The sequence below is a fragment of the Pseudomonas sp. Pseusp18 genome, from assembly GCF_059506005.1.
Map to the genome: position 1 here is coordinate 5,045,574 of NZ_CP169240.1, position 12,613 is coordinate 5,058,186.

The window sequence follows — 12,613 nt, forward strand, 5'->3', positions numbered from 1 at the left end:
CGGTTATTCGGCGTCGAGTTGTTTACCACGGGTTTCCGGCAAGCTGAGCGCCGCCAGGATCACCACCCCGTAGGACACCGCCGCGAAAGCCCCGATTCCCACGCTCAACGGCACCTTCTGACTGAGCAAGCCGATCAGCAGCGGAAACAACGCCGCCAGTGCCCGACCGATGTTGTAGCAAAAACCCTGGCCCGAGCCGCGAATCCGCGTTGGAAACAACTCGGTCAGAAACGACCCCATGCCACTGAAAATCCCCGAAGCGAAGAAGCCCAAGGGGAAGCCCAGCCAGAGCATCACGCCGTTGCTGACCGGCAATTGGGTGTACAGCAAAACAATGGTGAACGAGCCGACGGCAAACAGAATGAAGTTCTTTTTACGACCAAGGATGTCAGTCAGATACGCGCTGATTACATAACCGACGTAAGACCCGATGATCACCATCGCCAGATAACCGCCCGTGCCGAGTACGCTCAAGCCCCGCTCGTTCTTCAGAAACGTCGGCAGCCAGGAGGTGATCGCGTAGTAACCGCCGAGTGCGCCGGTGGTCAGTATCGATGCGCGAATCGTGGTGAAGAGGATGCCAGGGGCGAAAATCTCGTAAAACTTCGCCGGGTTGCTTGGCTCTTGCCTGGCTTTGGCTTCGCGGTAAATCTCCGGATCCTTGACCAGGCGACGGACGAAGATCACGAAAATCGCCGGCACGATGCCAAGGATGAACAGCGCACGCCAGGCGTCTTCCGGCGGCAACACCGAGAACAGCAGCGCATACAGAATGGCTGTCAGCCCCCAACCCAATGCCCAACCCGACTGCACCATGCCGACGGCTTTGCCACGGTCCTTGGCGCGAATCACCTCACCGATCAGCACTGCGCCGGCCGTCCACTCACCGCCAAAACCAAAGCCCATCAAGGTGCGCGCAATCAGCAGTTGCTCGTAGTTCTGCGCGAAGCCGCAGAGGAAAGTGAAGAACGCAAACCACAGCACCGTCAGTTGCAGAGTGCGCACCCGACCGATGCGGTCGGAGAGAATCCCCGCCACCCAACCACCGATGGCCGAGGCGATCAGGGTGCTGGTGTGGATCAGCCCGGCCTGGCCGGTGGTGATGCCCCACATGGCAATCAGGGTCGGCACGACGAAGCTGAGCATCTGGGTGTCCATGCCATCCAGGCCATAGCCGATCTTGCAGCTCCAGAACGTGCGACGCTCCTGTTTGTTGATGTTGCGGTACCAGTCAAAAGGTCCCGGGCGAGCCGTGGACTTGGGGATATCGAGGGTGTCGGGCGCACTCATGGCAAAATCTCCGTGCATATTTTATTGGTATTGTTCTGAGCCCCGACGACGCCTATCGTGGGAACCGGATGGCCTGATTTTTGGGCGGTTGGCCCCGCTGCGTCCAACTAATAAAACCCCGCCCTAGACATAAGAAAAACTTTATCCACGAGCTGCCCCCATGAACCTGAAGTTTCTCGAGACGTTTGTCTGGGTCGCCCGACTCAAGAGTTTTCGCCTGACGGCAGACAAGCTCTTCACCACCCAGGCGTCGATTTCCAGCCGCATCGCCGTGCTCGAGAGCGAGCTCGGGGTGAAGCTGTTTCTGCGCGACTCCCGCGGTGTGAGCCTGACCCCCGAAGGCCTGAAAGTGCTCGAGTATGCCGAGCAGATGATGGACACGATGCAGGCGCTCAAGCAGGCGATCGAGACGCGTTCGAGCAAGGCCGGACGGGTGCGGATCGGTGTCATGGACACGGTGATCCACACTTGGCTCAGCCCGTTGGTGGCACAGATGATGGATCACTACCCGCTGGTGGAAATCGAGCTGGTGGCCGATACCGCGCTCAACCTCTGCGATCAGCTGCAAAAAGGCTTTCTCGATCTGATTCTGCAAACCGACCTGTTACGCCAGGAAAGCGTGCGCAGCCTGGAGCTGGCCAGTCATCCGATGGGCTGGATCGTGGCCAGCAATTCCATCTACAACCGTGAGTATTCAGGTGTCGCCGACCTGGCGCGGGAGCGGATCATTACCTATTCGAAAAACTCCCGTCCGCACCAGGACATCGTGAGCCTGATGCAAGCCAACGGGGTCATGGCGCCACGACTGAACTGCGTGAACTCAGTGTCGGCGATTACCCGTTTACTGCGGGACGGCTTCGGTATAGGCGCCCTGCCACCGGTGCTGGTGGCCGAGGAACTGGCCCGAGGAGAGTTGACCTTGCTGGCCATCGATCAACGGCCGCCGAATTTGCAGGTGGTGGTGTCATGGCGGGTTGGCGTGGAGTGGGTCGAGGAGATTGTTGCACTGTGCCAGCAGGTGCTGGAGCGGTATGCGCGGCAGATGGGTGAGGATTACATTGTTTTGAGTCGTTGATGATCAATATCAAAATCAAAAGATCGCAGCCTTCGGCAGCTCCTACGCGCCTGTGGGCACTACCGAAGGCTGCAATCTTTTGATCTTTTTCTTACAACCCGCGCAAATCCCGCTCTTCGATCGGTCGGCTCTGGCGCAGGCGTTTGCCGCCCAGCACCACCCAGTCGATCAGTCGGAACAGGCATTCAATGCCGAACGACAGCAGCAACGCGCCGCTCATGCCCCAGATCATCGCTTCCGGCGTCAGCAGAATCTGGTAGCTGTAGCCATTCCAGGTTTCCTTGCGAATGTCCGGGTCGGCCGCCAGCACCACTTGCAGGAAGCGGATGTACCACGGGCCCTGCATGGCCTGGAATTGCTTGTCGAGGGCCAGTTGACGGGTGAGCAAAGCGCTCAGGCTGTCGGCATCACTGCGAAAGATCGGGTCTTCGCTGGCACGGTAATGGGCCACCAGCGCCTGCATATCGCCCTTGAAAAACTGATTGGCAGTGCCCTGAAAACCGCTCAAACCGCTTTGCGCCTCGATCAGATGCGCCTCGACCCGCTTGGCATAGTCACTGATGAAACCAGGCACCTGGACACCGATCAACAGGCCTGCCGCGAACAACACCAGCCGTAGATAACTGAGCAACATGGGGGGGGAGATCCTTATTCGGTCTTGCCCTGGCTGACGCATTCACCGCGTCGCCACAGGCTCCATTGGCCCGGTTCGTAGCGGGTCCAGGTTTCGTTTTCGGTCAAGGGTTCGGTGGCGATCACCGTGACCACATCGTTGGGCGTGGTTTCGGCCTGGAAGTCGACGATCACATCGACGTCCTTCAAGCGTGCCGGGCCGAACGGGGCACGGCGAGTGATTTGCGCCAGTTTGGTCGAGCAGTAGCAGAACAGCCAGTCGCCGTCGCTGAGCAAGCAGTTGAACACGCCTTTGCTGCGGTACTCGGCACAAGCGGCCACCAGGTCCGGCAGCAGTTCTTCGATCTCTACCGGCTCAGGGAACGCAGCACGCACCCGGTTGAGCAAATCGCAGAATGCCGCTTCGCTGTCGGTATCGCCGACGGGGCGGTAGAAACTGGCGGTCGGGTTGAAATCGGCCAACTGCCCGTTATGGGCGAAACACCAGTTGCGTCCCCACAACTCGCGCACAAACGGATGGGTGTTGGACAGGCAGACCTTGCCGACATTGGCCTGGCGGATGTGCCCGATCACCACTTCGCTCTTGATCGGATAGCGCTGTACCAGGTTCGCCACTTCCGACTCGCTGCTCGCCGCCGGGTCCTGAAACAACCGCAGGCCACGGCCTTCATAGAAAGCGATGCCCCAACCGTCACGGTGCGGTCCGGTGCGGCCGCCGCGCTGCATCAGCCCGGTGAAGCTGAACACGATATCGGTCGGGACATTGGCGCTCATGCCCAATAACTCACACATGCTCGGACTCTCGATGAAAGGCAGGGGCACTGTTACAGACGTGGTTCAACCCGCAAACGCTGCGGGTTGCTCGGTACCGGTGGCCGGCCGTAACGATCATCACCGGCACCGCCGAACGGTTGATCGCCTTCAGGCTCGTCGGCCCGCGCCGCAGCCTTGGCGGCCTCCGCCCGCTCCTTGCGAGCCTTGGATGCGCGCTCGATCGGGAAACGGATCGCCACGAGCACCAGGTAAAGGCCGAAGGCAATCATGCCGTACATGAACAGATCGGAAATCGCCCGCCAGGCGTTGTTGCCGACCTTGAACAGCAGATCCAGCGCAGTAATGGCAATGGCAGGGGCGACCTTTTCCTTCACCGGGTCGATGATGGTCGGGCTGAACAGCAACACCGCCATCAGCAGCCGCAGCGGCTCACGCAGCCAGCGCCACATCCAGCGGGTGATGCGCATCCACACCAACAGGCAGCCTAAAGCGGCAAAGGCGTAGAGGCCCCAAGCGATCAGATAGTCGTTCTCGGTCATGGTGTCCATGGCAAGGCAGGCAAAGAGGCGCTTATAGTAACGACTTTTCGCACTTCAGGCTTGTCCCAATGTGGGAGCGGCAGATGTGGCGAGGGGGCTTGTCTGTGGCGAGGGAGCTTGCTCCCGTTGAACTGCGCAGCAGTTCCTTTTTGGGGGCCGCTTCGCAGCCCAACGGGAGCAGGCTCCCTCGCCACACAAGCCCGCTTCCAAAGGTTGCGAAGCCCTATTCCGTACTTTGTTCGAGAGCCATTCATGCCCTTATCCGCCAACGTTTCCGACGCGCCCATTGCCCACAAGGCCGACGGCGATGACCCGTATGCCTGGCTGCAGGAGCGCGACACCGACGCAGTGCTCGATTACTTGAAAGCTGAAAACCGCTATCAGGAGGCGCAAACCGCCGATCAGGCCGGGCTGCGCGAAACCCTGTTCGAAGAGATCAAGGGGCGGATTCTCGAAACCGATCTGTCGCTGCCCTCGCCCTGGGGCCCGTACCTGTATTACACCCGCACCACGGCCGGCGACGAATACGCCCGCCATTACCGCTGCCCACGTCCGACCGATGGCAGCCTGCGCATCGACGAAAGCCAGGAACTCCTGCTGCTCGATCCGAACGTGCTGGCCAAGGGCGGTTTCTTTTCCTTGGGCGCGTTCAGCGTCAGCCCGGACCACCAGCGCCTGGCCTACAGCATCGATTCCAGTGGCGAGGAGGTTTACACGCTGTTCGTGAAGGAATTGTCCAGCGGCCGCGTCAGCGAACTGGAATTCCAGGACTGCGACGGCAGCATGACCTGGGCCAATGACAGCCTGACGCTGTTCTTCGGTGAACTCGACGACACCCATCGCCCGCACAAACTGTTCCGCTATCGACTGGACGGCACCGCCGCCGAAGAAGTGTTCCATGAGCCGGACGGCCGATTCTTCCTGCATTGCTACCGCTCAAGTTCCGAACGGCAATTGCTGCTGTCACTGGGCAGCAAGACCACCAGTGAAGTCTGGGCGCTCGACGCCTCGCTGCCGCACCAGGCCTTTACCTGCCTGGCGCCGCGGGTCGAAGACCATGAATACGACGTCGATCACGGCAAACTCGATGGCGAGTGGACGTGGTTGATCCGCACCAACCGTGACGGCATCAACTTCGCCCTGTACCAGGCCGCCGACACCGGCGTCGCGCCGACCGAAGCCGACTGGCAGAACCTGATCCCCCACAGCGACACGGTGATGATCGATGGCATGAGCCTGAACGCCGAGGCCATGACCCTGAGCCTGCGTGAAGGAGGCCTGCCGATCATCGAAGTCTACCCACGGGACTTGGTGCCGTATCGCGTGCAATTACCGGATGCGGCTTACAGCCTGCATGTGCAGAACAGCCTGGAATTTATCAGCGACAGAATCCGTCTGCGCTACGAGGCCTTGAACCGTCCGGCGCAAATCCGCCAACTGATCCTGGCCACCGGCGAGCAGAAAGTGCTCAAGGAAACCCCGGTACTCGGCCCGTTCGACGCCGACGCGTACGTCAGCCAGCGGCTTTGGGCCACGGCCCCGGACGGTACGCAAGTGCCGATCAGCCTGGTGGTCAAACGCGAATTCCTCGGCAAGCCGACGCCGCTTTATCTGTACGGCTACGGCGCTTACGGCGAAAGCCTCGACCCGTGGTTCTCCCACGCCCGCCTGAGCCTGCTGGATCGCGGCATGGCGTTTGCCATCGCGCATGTGCGCGGTGGCGGTGAATTGGGCGAAGCCTGGTATCGCGCCGGCAAGCAGGAACACAAGCACAACACCTTCAGCGACTTCATCGCCTGCGCCGAACACCTGATCGCCAACGGCTTCACCACCTCATCGCAGCTGGCAATCAGTGGCGGCAGCGCCGGTGGCCTGCTGATCGGCGCGGTGCTCAATCAGCGGCCGGAGCTGTTCGGCGTGGCGATTGCCGAAGTGCCGTTCGTCGACGTACTCAACACCATGCTCGACCCGGAGTTGCCGCTGACCGTCACCGAATACGACGAATGGGGCAACCCGCAAGAACCAGACGTCTATGATCGGATCAAGGCCTACGCCCCGTATGAAAACGTCACCGCGCAAGCCTATCCGGCAACGCTGGTGATCGCCGGCTACAACGACAGTCGCGTGCAGTACTGGGAAGCGGCCAAGTGGGTGGCGAAATTGCGCGCGACCAAAACCGACACCACCCCGCTGCTGCTCAAGACTGAATTGGGCGCCGGGCATGGCGGGATGAGCGGTCGCTACCAGGGATTACGTGACGTAGCCCTCGAATACGCATTTGTTTTGAAGGTTTTGGGCATTGCCTGAGGAACTTGGCCCGGAGTCCCGGTCTTAACACCAGACGCCGGGCGCGCCTGGAACAGCAACAGACACAAGAAAAAGACCGTGACGATATGTCAGAACCGACCTTACTGAACAAAGAAATTCGCGACTGGCTGATGGACTGTGGCCTGTTCGATCAACTGCTGCCGGCGGACTTCGTGGCGGCTTCGGGTTACTTCAGCATCAGCACCATCGCCGAAGGCGAAGAGATCTTCCATGAGGGCGATGCCGGCAGTTTCATGTGCATCATCCACACCGGCCAGGTCGCGGTGCAAAAGACCAACAGCGAAGGGCAACGGGTGACCATGGCGACCTTGCGCAGCGGTCGGGCGTTCGGCGAAATGGCCGTGCTCGACGGCGAACGGCGCTCAGCCAGTTGTGTGGCCGCGAGCAACTGCCAGTTGCTCAACCTGGGCAAGGACTCCCTGGAAAAGATGCTCAACGAGGCACCGAAAATCGCCGCCAAGATCATCCGCGCCCTCGCCGTCTCCCTCTCCAAACGCTTGCGCATGGCCGACGGGCAACTGCTCTCGCAGCAGATTTAGACACTATCCGCCCGGCGTTTTGATTTTCGTCGTGCTCGGCTCAAGGCCCGGCAAGGTCTGGTCCTTGGGCGGGTTGGGCATTTCGATCGGCGGCAACAATGGTGGCCCACCGTTGCCGGTCTTGGGCACAGTGGTCGGGGTAATCTGCGGGTACGGCGTCGGCGTGGCAGTGCCGGGCGAACCGGGTATCGGCGTGGGGCCGGTGGGGATGGTTTGCTGCTCCTGGGCCTGCACTGCAGTTATCGAGAGCGCGGCCAGGGCAATGGCCGTTAGAATGGTGCGCTTCATCAATGGCTCCGTTGGCCTTGTGGTCTTTTGCAGGCTACTCCCAACCGCGTTCGTTTGCCTTCTTCCGTCTGTCCATTTCCCCCCAAGAGAGCCCCATGAAACGTTTCGTTCTGCTCGACACCACCCCCATTCCTGAAAACGGCGGTGCCCTGTGCCTGTTCGAATACGGCGAGGACTTCGTCATCAAGATCCAGGGCGGCGATGGCGGGCAGTTGATGAACACCCGCATGCACGGCTCCGAAGATGCCCTGGCCGAAATCCCTTGCCGCAAGGTCGCCGGCCGGCCGAATTCGCGGGTATTGATCGGCGGCCTGGGCATGGGCTTCACCCTCGCCTCGGCGCTCAAGCATTTGGGCAAGACCGCTGAAGTGGTGGTCGCCGAACTGGTGCCCGGCGTGGTGGAGTGGAACCGTGGGCCGTTGGGCGAAAAAGCCGGCAACCCGCTGCTCGACTCGCGTACGGTGATCCGCATGGAAGACGTGGCCAAGGTGCTGCAAGCCGAGCCGCAGGGTTTCGACGCAATCATGCTCGACGTCGACAACGGCCCCGAAGGCCTGACCCAGAAGGCCAACAGCTGGCTCTACTCCGCCGGTGGCCTGAGCGCCTGCGCCAAGGCCCTGCGACCCAAGGGCGTGCTGGCGGTGTGGTCGGCCAGCGCTGACCGGCAGTTTTCCGACAAGCTGAAAAAGGCCGGCTTCAAGGCCGAAGAAGTGCAGGTCTTCGCCCACGGCAACAAAGGCACCCGCCACACCATCTGGATTGCCGAGAAGCTCAAGGGCTAGGCTAAACTTCAACACATAACCGTCATTAGTCTTTTACAAAGGTGAACCCATGAGTTCGTCCACCCCAACCAACACGTCGAAGCTGGACCGCATCCTTGCCGATAACCAGCGCGACAAGGAAATGGGTTACCGCGACAAGGCCTTGAAGATGTACCCGCACGTGTGCGGCCGCTGCGCCCGTGAGTTCTCCGGTAAACGCCTGAGCGAGCTGACCGTGCACCACCGCGACCACAACCACGACAACAACCCGCAGGACGGTTCGAACTGGGAGCTGTTGTGCCTGTATTGCCATGACAACGAGCATTCGCGTTACACCGATCAGCAGTATTTCGACGAAGGCTCGCTGAGTACGCCGAAGATCGCCAAGGCAACGCATAACCCGTTTGCGGCGTTGGCCGGACTGATGAAGAAAGAAGACTGAAGATCTGCTGATCGTTCCCACGCTCTGCGTGGGAATGCATCCCGTGACGCTCTGCGTCACATTCGAAAGCGGAACGCGGAGCGTCCCTGGCGGCATTCCCACGCAGAGCGTGGGTACGATCATCTCCAAACTGAACACCCCTCCCCCAATCCCCGTATAATCGCGCTTTTTTCCCGAAGGCACCCCGCTCGTGGCAGACAAACGGTACAGCTGCATTGGTTTGTATAACCCCAAATCACCGGAGAACGTCGGTTCGGTGATGCGCGCCGCCGGTTGCTATGGCGTGGCGTCGGTGTTTTACACCGGCAAGCGCTATGAACGCGCCGCTGATTTCGTCACCGACACCAAGAAAGTCCACTACGACATTCCCCTGATCGGCATTGACGACCTGAAGAAAATCCTGCCGCTGGGTTGTGTACCGGTTGCCGTGGAACTGGTCGACGGCGCCCGCTCGCTGCCGGAATACACGCACCCGGATCGCGCCCTCTACATCTTTGGCCCCGAAGACGGTTCGCTGGATAAAGAGATCCGCGACTGGTGCGAAGACGTGGTCTATATCCCGACCACCGGCTGCATGAACCTGGCGGCCACGGTCAACGTGGTGCTGTACGACCGCATGGCCAAGGGCAACAACACCCGCTCAGGCCCGAAATTCCGCTGAATCACCGCACATCCGATGGAACGAGCCGACCGCCTCGGCAGTCAGCTTAATTATCCATTCTTGAAGCCTGGAGACAGATCATGAGCGACCTCAAACGCGTAGAGCGCATCGAATCCACCCCGTTCCAGACTCAGCCCGCGCAGAACGTCCAGGGTTGGGAGCGCATCGGTTCCCTGGCCGGCGGCGTGGTAATGGTCGGCAAAGGCCTGCGGCGCGGTGGTGTGTTCGGGTTGCTTCAAGTGGCCATTGGCGGCGTAGCGATGGCGCGGGGTATTACCGGGCACAGTTCGGCGAAAAGCTTTCTGGAAAAGAGCCGTCAGGACATGGTTAACGCTCGGGCCAGGATTGAGCGTGCCGGGGAAGAGTTGAGTCGGTTGAAGGCCAATGCCGAGGCGGCGACCAAAACTGCGACCGTGACGGGCAATGATTCTTTGAAGTCGCCGAAAGCCGGGGTTTAACCTTTTAAGGTCAAAAGATCGTCCGAACACGGCCCTAGCCTTCGGCAGCTCCTACGCGCCTGTGGGCGCTGCCGAAGGCTGCGATCTTTTGATTTTCTATTGCAACAACCCGGTATCGAGCACCTTGGAAGACTCGCCAATAACGCTCTCACTGAGCTGAACGAATTCCTTGGTATCGACACTCTCCAAACGCATCGCCCCACGCAATACATCATCCAGCGAACGCTTGTTGCGGGTCTTCAGGCGAATCTCGCGATCCAGTTCCTGCAGCAACACCACCGCTTTGGCCACCTGCGCCGGATTGATCTGCTCCCCGCGCAAGGTGGTGACCTTCTGGCTGTCCTTGGTCAATTTGCTCTGCAGGCTCTCATACCGCTCATCACTCATGCCGCCCGCTCGGCGCACCAGTTCGATGGCGTAATACTCGGCAAACCCTTCGCTGATCCAGTCGCTGCGCTGGCTATCGTTGATCCGCCCGAACACCTGAGCCAATTCACGCATCAAGGCACTGGTGCCGCTTTCGCTGACCAGCGGCAGGCGGCTATTGAGATAGATCGATTCCCGCGCGGCGAGGCTGCCACGCCACATCGGGTCATTGGCGCCGACGATCAGCAGTTTGCTGGGGTGACGCGGAAAAACCTCCTGCACTTGCGGCCAGACGAACGTCAGCAGCGTCAGCACATCCATGCGGCGCATCCCCTGGCCTTGGGGCGAGGCCACGGTGACTTCGGTTTCCCCCAGTCGCGTGCGACGGCTGCCGAGGTTACCGGCGAGCATCCAACCGGTAGGACGGTCGAACAGGCGCGAGACGTTATCGATGCGGAACTTGTTTTTGCCGATCCGCGGCCAGCCGGTTTCGACGCTTTTCCAACCCGTGGGCAATTCGAATTCCAGGCGTGACACCAGCTCGATACCGTCCTGCTGATCGAGTTTGGCCGCGGGCACCAGGTCATCACCACGCATCAGCGCCCACGTTGGTGTCATGCGCGTGTCGAAACTGCCGTTCTTGCGCCCATGGCTGATGCGCACGCGGTAGGTCAGGCTGGCCTTGTCGGCGGCCGGGCGCCAGACACCACGGGCCTGCGTGCCCGGTTTGAGCTGCCATTGGCCGTCGGCCTTGAAATCGCTGTAGTGACTGCCATCGCCCAAATCGAAATCCAGACTGCGCACCGCCGAGCCTTGGGCCAGGGTCAGGCGTACTTCGGCCTGATCGCTTTGCGGCAACAGGCGCACGTGATAATCCAGATCGACTTTCTTCGCCGCCCACACGGGCGAACTCAGGGCCAGCAGCCCTACAGCCAACACCCGCAGCACTCCCACCGCCATACACACTCCTATTGTGGCGAGCGAGCTTGCTCGCGCTGGGCTGCGTAGCGGCCCCAATTTCTTGTAATTACCGCCGATTTTGTGTGCGCTGTGCACTAACCCGCGCGAAAAATCAGATGATCTTCCCAATCGTCTTCGGCCACGCTGCCTTCGGCGAGCATGCGCCCGGACTGGGAGATACGTTCGTGATGTACCGCATCACGATCACCGCACACCAGGTGATGCCAGAGCGGCAGGTCCTTGCCTTCGCTGACCAGTCGATAACCGCAGGTCGGCGGCAACCATTTGAACTCATCGGCCTTGCCCGGCGTGAGCTGGATGCAATCGGGGACAAAGTCGCGACGGTTGGGGTAATCGGTACACTGACAGGTTTTGAGGTCCAGCAGTTTGCAGGCGATACGCGTGTAGTAGACGGCGTTGTCGTCTTCGTCCTCGAGCTTTTGCAGGCAGCACAGGCCACAGCCGTCGCACAGCGATTCCCATTCCTCTTGATCGAGTTGATCGAGGGTTTTGCGTATCCAGAACGGTTCGACTTTGGCGGCCATGGCTCAAGCATCAACATCAGGTGGTGAAAAGGCCGCCAGTCTAGTGCCAAGGCACCGGCGGGCCAAGCATTGGCGACTGCCGGTACGACGGCACTTGTCAGTTTCTGCGCCACCCAGTAGCTTTGCCAGTCGCAAGGAACCCTGCCCAAGTGCCATTAACGCTCAACCGCGTTGCATTCAGGTGAACTGCCGGCTCAAAAAAACCTGGCGCTCAACTCAACTGTATCTGCCGGTTTTTACGACAACCCTCACTTTCAAACGTAAAGGAATCTCTTGATGAGTGCTAATCCACGCGTTGCCGACTACGCCATTCACCCTCAGTTCACCGATCGCTGGTCGCCCCGCGCCTTCACCGGCGAAACCATCCCCGAAGAGACCCTGCTGAGCTTCTTCGAAGCCGCCCGCTGGGCGCCATCGGCGTACAACTCGCAGCCTTGGCGGTTTCTCTATGCGCGTCGCGACACGCCGAACTGGGAGCGTTACCTGGGCCTGCTGAACGAGTTCAACCGCAGCTGGGCACAGCACGCCTCGGCGCTGGTGATCGTGATCTCGAAAACTACCTTCGTGGCACCTGGCGCCAGCGAAGAAACCCCGGCGCTGTGGCACACCTTCGACACCGGTTCCGCCTGGGGCCACCTGGCGTTGCAAGCGAGCATCAGCGGCTGGCACACCCACGGCATGGCCGGTTTCGATCAGGAGCTGACCCGCAAGGAGCTGAACATTCCTGAGGGTTATGCGCTGCACGCCGCCGTGGCGATCGGCAAGCTGGGCGACAAGGCGACACTGGCCGAGTACCTGCAAGCACGTGAAGAGCCAAGCCCGCGTCGTCCGCTGAGCGAGTTGGCGGCCGAGGGTGATTTCACCCTGTAAAAGCAAAAGATCGCAGCCTCCGGCAACTCCCACAGGTGTTCACAAAACCCTGTAGGAGCTGCCGAAGGCTGCGATCTTTTCAGC

The 12,613-nt window shown here is 60.5% G+C and carries 15 protein-coding genes; 8 read left to right on the plus strand and 7 right to left on the minus strand.

Annotated features, from left to right (window positions below):
• Window positions 1–3: 3 nt before the first annotated feature.
• On the minus strand, window positions 4–1,290 hold the full coding sequence (locus ACEN9A_RS22475; RefSeq protein ID WP_258670764.1) for an MFS transporter: 1,287 nt from the start codon (window positions 1,288–1,290) through the stop codon (window positions 4–6).
• A 160-nt stretch (window positions 1,291–1,450) separates the two neighbouring features.
• On the opposite strand from ACEN9A_RS22475, the gene ACEN9A_RS22480 reads away from it, so the two are divergent.
• A complete protein-coding gene (locus ACEN9A_RS22480; protein WP_019648010.1) occupies window positions 1,451–2,365 on the plus strand; it encodes a LysR family transcriptional regulator in 915 nt (304 codons plus the stop codon).
• 91 nt (window positions 2,366–2,456) lie between these two features.
• Here ACEN9A_RS22480 and ACEN9A_RS22485 read toward each other — a convergent pair whose 3' ends face one another.
• From ACEN9A_RS22485 to ACEN9A_RS22495, 3 genes are read right to left on the minus strand one after another with little or no spacing between them, the layout of a single operon-like run.
• Window positions 2,457–2,999 carry a DUF2937 family protein gene (locus ACEN9A_RS22485; RefSeq protein WP_018926754.1) on the minus strand — a complete coding sequence of 181 codons (543 nt, stop codon included), beginning with the start codon at window positions 2,997–2,999 and terminating at the stop codon, window positions 2,457–2,459.
• Between the two features lie 14 nt (window positions 3,000–3,013).
• A complete protein-coding gene (locus tag ACEN9A_RS22490) occupies window positions 3,014–3,790 on the minus strand; it encodes a class II glutamine amidotransferase (RefSeq protein ID WP_007934123.1) in 777 nt (258 codons plus the stop codon).
• 32 nt (window positions 3,791–3,822) lie between these two features.
• Window positions 3,823–4,320 carry a hypothetical protein gene (locus ACEN9A_RS22495; protein WP_019580815.1) on the minus strand — a complete coding sequence of 166 codons (498 nt, stop codon included), beginning with the start codon at window positions 4,318–4,320 and terminating at the stop codon, window positions 3,823–3,825.
• A 243-nt stretch (window positions 4,321–4,563) separates the two neighbouring features.
• Between ACEN9A_RS22495 and ACEN9A_RS22500 the strand changes: the two genes are divergently transcribed.
• Both ACEN9A_RS22500 and ACEN9A_RS22505 read left to right on the plus strand, forming a co-directional pair.
• Window positions 4,564–6,618: a S9 family peptidase gene (locus tag ACEN9A_RS22500; protein WP_258670768.1), complete on the plus strand. Its 2,055-nt coding sequence runs from the start codon at window positions 4,564–4,566 to the stop codon at window positions 6,616–6,618.
• Between the two features lie 86 nt (window positions 6,619–6,704).
• Entirely contained in the window at window positions 6,705–7,178 is a 474-nt protein-coding gene (locus tag ACEN9A_RS22505; RefSeq protein ID WP_019648005.1) for a cyclic nucleotide-binding domain-containing protein, read from the plus strand.
• 3 nt (window positions 7,179–7,181) lie between these two features.
• Here the strand turns inward: ACEN9A_RS22505 and ACEN9A_RS22510 are convergent, their stop codons facing one another.
• Complete coding sequence (locus ACEN9A_RS22510; RefSeq protein ID WP_019580818.1) at window positions 7,182–7,466, minus strand: hypothetical protein; 285 nt, start codon at window positions 7,464–7,466, stop codon at window positions 7,182–7,184.
• A gap of 95 nt (window positions 7,467–7,561) precedes the next feature.
• Between ACEN9A_RS22510 and ACEN9A_RS22515 the strand changes: the two genes are divergently transcribed.
• The 4 genes from ACEN9A_RS22515 to ACEN9A_RS22530 all read left to right on the plus strand — a co-directional run bounded on the left by ACEN9A_RS22515 (window position 7,562) and on the right by ACEN9A_RS22530 (window position 9,788).
• On the plus strand, window positions 7,562–8,248 hold the full coding sequence (locus ACEN9A_RS22515; protein WP_019648003.1) for a spermidine synthase: 687 nt from the start codon (window positions 7,562–7,564) through the stop codon (window positions 8,246–8,248).
• A 49-nt stretch (window positions 8,249–8,297) separates the two neighbouring features.
• Window positions 8,298–8,669 (plus strand): YajD family HNH nuclease, encoded by a 372-nt coding sequence (locus ACEN9A_RS22520; protein WP_007898702.1) that lies wholly within the window; start codon window positions 8,298–8,300, stop codon window positions 8,667–8,669.
• 190 nt (window positions 8,670–8,859) lie between these two features.
• The gene (locus ACEN9A_RS22525) at window positions 8,860–9,330 is read left to right on the plus strand and encodes an RNA methyltransferase (RefSeq protein ID WP_007942196.1); all 471 of its coding nucleotides are present in this window, start codon (window positions 8,860–8,862) and stop codon (window positions 9,328–9,330) included.
• An 80-nt stretch (window positions 9,331–9,410) separates the two neighbouring features.
• The gene (locus ACEN9A_RS22530) at window positions 9,411–9,788 is read left to right on the plus strand and encodes a YgaP family membrane protein (protein ID WP_019648002.1); all 378 of its coding nucleotides are present in this window, start codon (window positions 9,411–9,413) and stop codon (window positions 9,786–9,788) included.
• A gap of 96 nt (window positions 9,789–9,884) precedes the next feature.
• Here ACEN9A_RS22530 and ACEN9A_RS22535 read toward each other — a convergent pair whose 3' ends face one another.
• Window positions 9,885–11,114 carry a hypothetical protein gene (locus tag ACEN9A_RS22535; RefSeq protein WP_258670771.1) on the minus strand — a complete coding sequence of 410 codons (1,230 nt, stop codon included), beginning with the start codon at window positions 11,112–11,114 and terminating at the stop codon, window positions 9,885–9,887.
• Window positions 11,115–11,209: 95 nt separating this feature from the next.
• The gene (locus ACEN9A_RS22540; protein ID WP_007942199.1) at window positions 11,210–11,659 is read right to left on the minus strand and encodes a YcgN family cysteine cluster protein; all 450 of its coding nucleotides are present in this window, start codon (window positions 11,657–11,659) and stop codon (window positions 11,210–11,212) included.
• 276 nt (window positions 11,660–11,935) lie between these two features.
• Between ACEN9A_RS22540 and ACEN9A_RS22545 the strand changes: the two genes are divergently transcribed.
• Window positions 11,936–12,529, plus strand: coding sequence for a nitroreductase family protein (locus tag ACEN9A_RS22545; RefSeq protein ID WP_019648000.1), 594 nt, complete (start codon window positions 11,936–11,938; stop codon window positions 12,527–12,529).
• Window positions 12,530–12,613 lie beyond the last annotated feature (84 nt).

What these genes read in the sequence shown, in the direction of transcription:
- ACEN9A_RS22535 (WP_258670771.1), bottom strand. Translation starts at nt 11,114, where the DNA reads ATGGCGGTGGGAGTGCTGCGGGTGTTGGCTGTAGGGCTGCTGGCCCTG.
- ACEN9A_RS22475 (WP_258670764.1), bottom strand. Translation starts at nt 1,290, where the DNA reads ATGAGTGCGCCCGACACCCTCGATATCCCCAAGTCCACGGCTCGCCCG.
- ACEN9A_RS22530 (WP_019648002.1), top strand. Translation starts at nt 9,411, where the DNA reads ATGAGCGACCTCAAACGCGTAGAGCGCATCGAATCCACCCCGTTCCAG.
- ACEN9A_RS22540 (WP_007942199.1), bottom strand. Translation starts at nt 11,659, where the DNA reads ATGGCCGCCAAAGTCGAACCGTTCTGGATACGCAAAACCCTCGATCAA.
- ACEN9A_RS22520 (WP_007898702.1), top strand. Translation starts at nt 8,298, where the DNA reads ATGAGTTCGTCCACCCCAACCAACACGTCGAAGCTGGACCGCATCCTT.
- ACEN9A_RS22485 (WP_018926754.1), bottom strand. Translation starts at nt 2,999, where the DNA reads ATGTTGCTCAGTTATCTACGGCTGGTGTTGTTCGCGGCAGGCCTGTTG.
- ACEN9A_RS22515 (WP_019648003.1), top strand. Translation starts at nt 7,562, where the DNA reads ATGAAACGTTTCGTTCTGCTCGACACCACCCCCATTCCTGAAAACGGC.
- ACEN9A_RS22510 (WP_019580818.1), bottom strand. Translation starts at nt 7,466, where the DNA reads ATGAAGCGCACCATTCTAACGGCCATTGCCCTGGCCGCGCTCTCGATA.
- ACEN9A_RS22480 (WP_019648010.1), top strand. Translation starts at nt 1,451, where the DNA reads ATGAACCTGAAGTTTCTCGAGACGTTTGTCTGGGTCGCCCGACTCAAG.
- ACEN9A_RS22500 (WP_258670768.1), top strand. Translation starts at nt 4,564, where the DNA reads ATGCCCTTATCCGCCAACGTTTCCGACGCGCCCATTGCCCACAAGGCC.
- ACEN9A_RS22490 (WP_007934123.1), bottom strand. Translation starts at nt 3,790, where the DNA reads ATGTGTGAGTTATTGGGCATGAGCGCCAATGTCCCGACCGATATCGTG.
- ACEN9A_RS22505 (WP_019648005.1), top strand. Translation starts at nt 6,705, where the DNA reads ATGTCAGAACCGACCTTACTGAACAAAGAAATTCGCGACTGGCTGATG.
- ACEN9A_RS22545 (WP_019648000.1), top strand. Translation starts at nt 11,936, where the DNA reads ATGAGTGCTAATCCACGCGTTGCCGACTACGCCATTCACCCTCAGTTC.
- ACEN9A_RS22495 (WP_019580815.1), bottom strand. Translation starts at nt 4,320, where the DNA reads ATGGACACCATGACCGAGAACGACTATCTGATCGCTTGGGGCCTCTAC.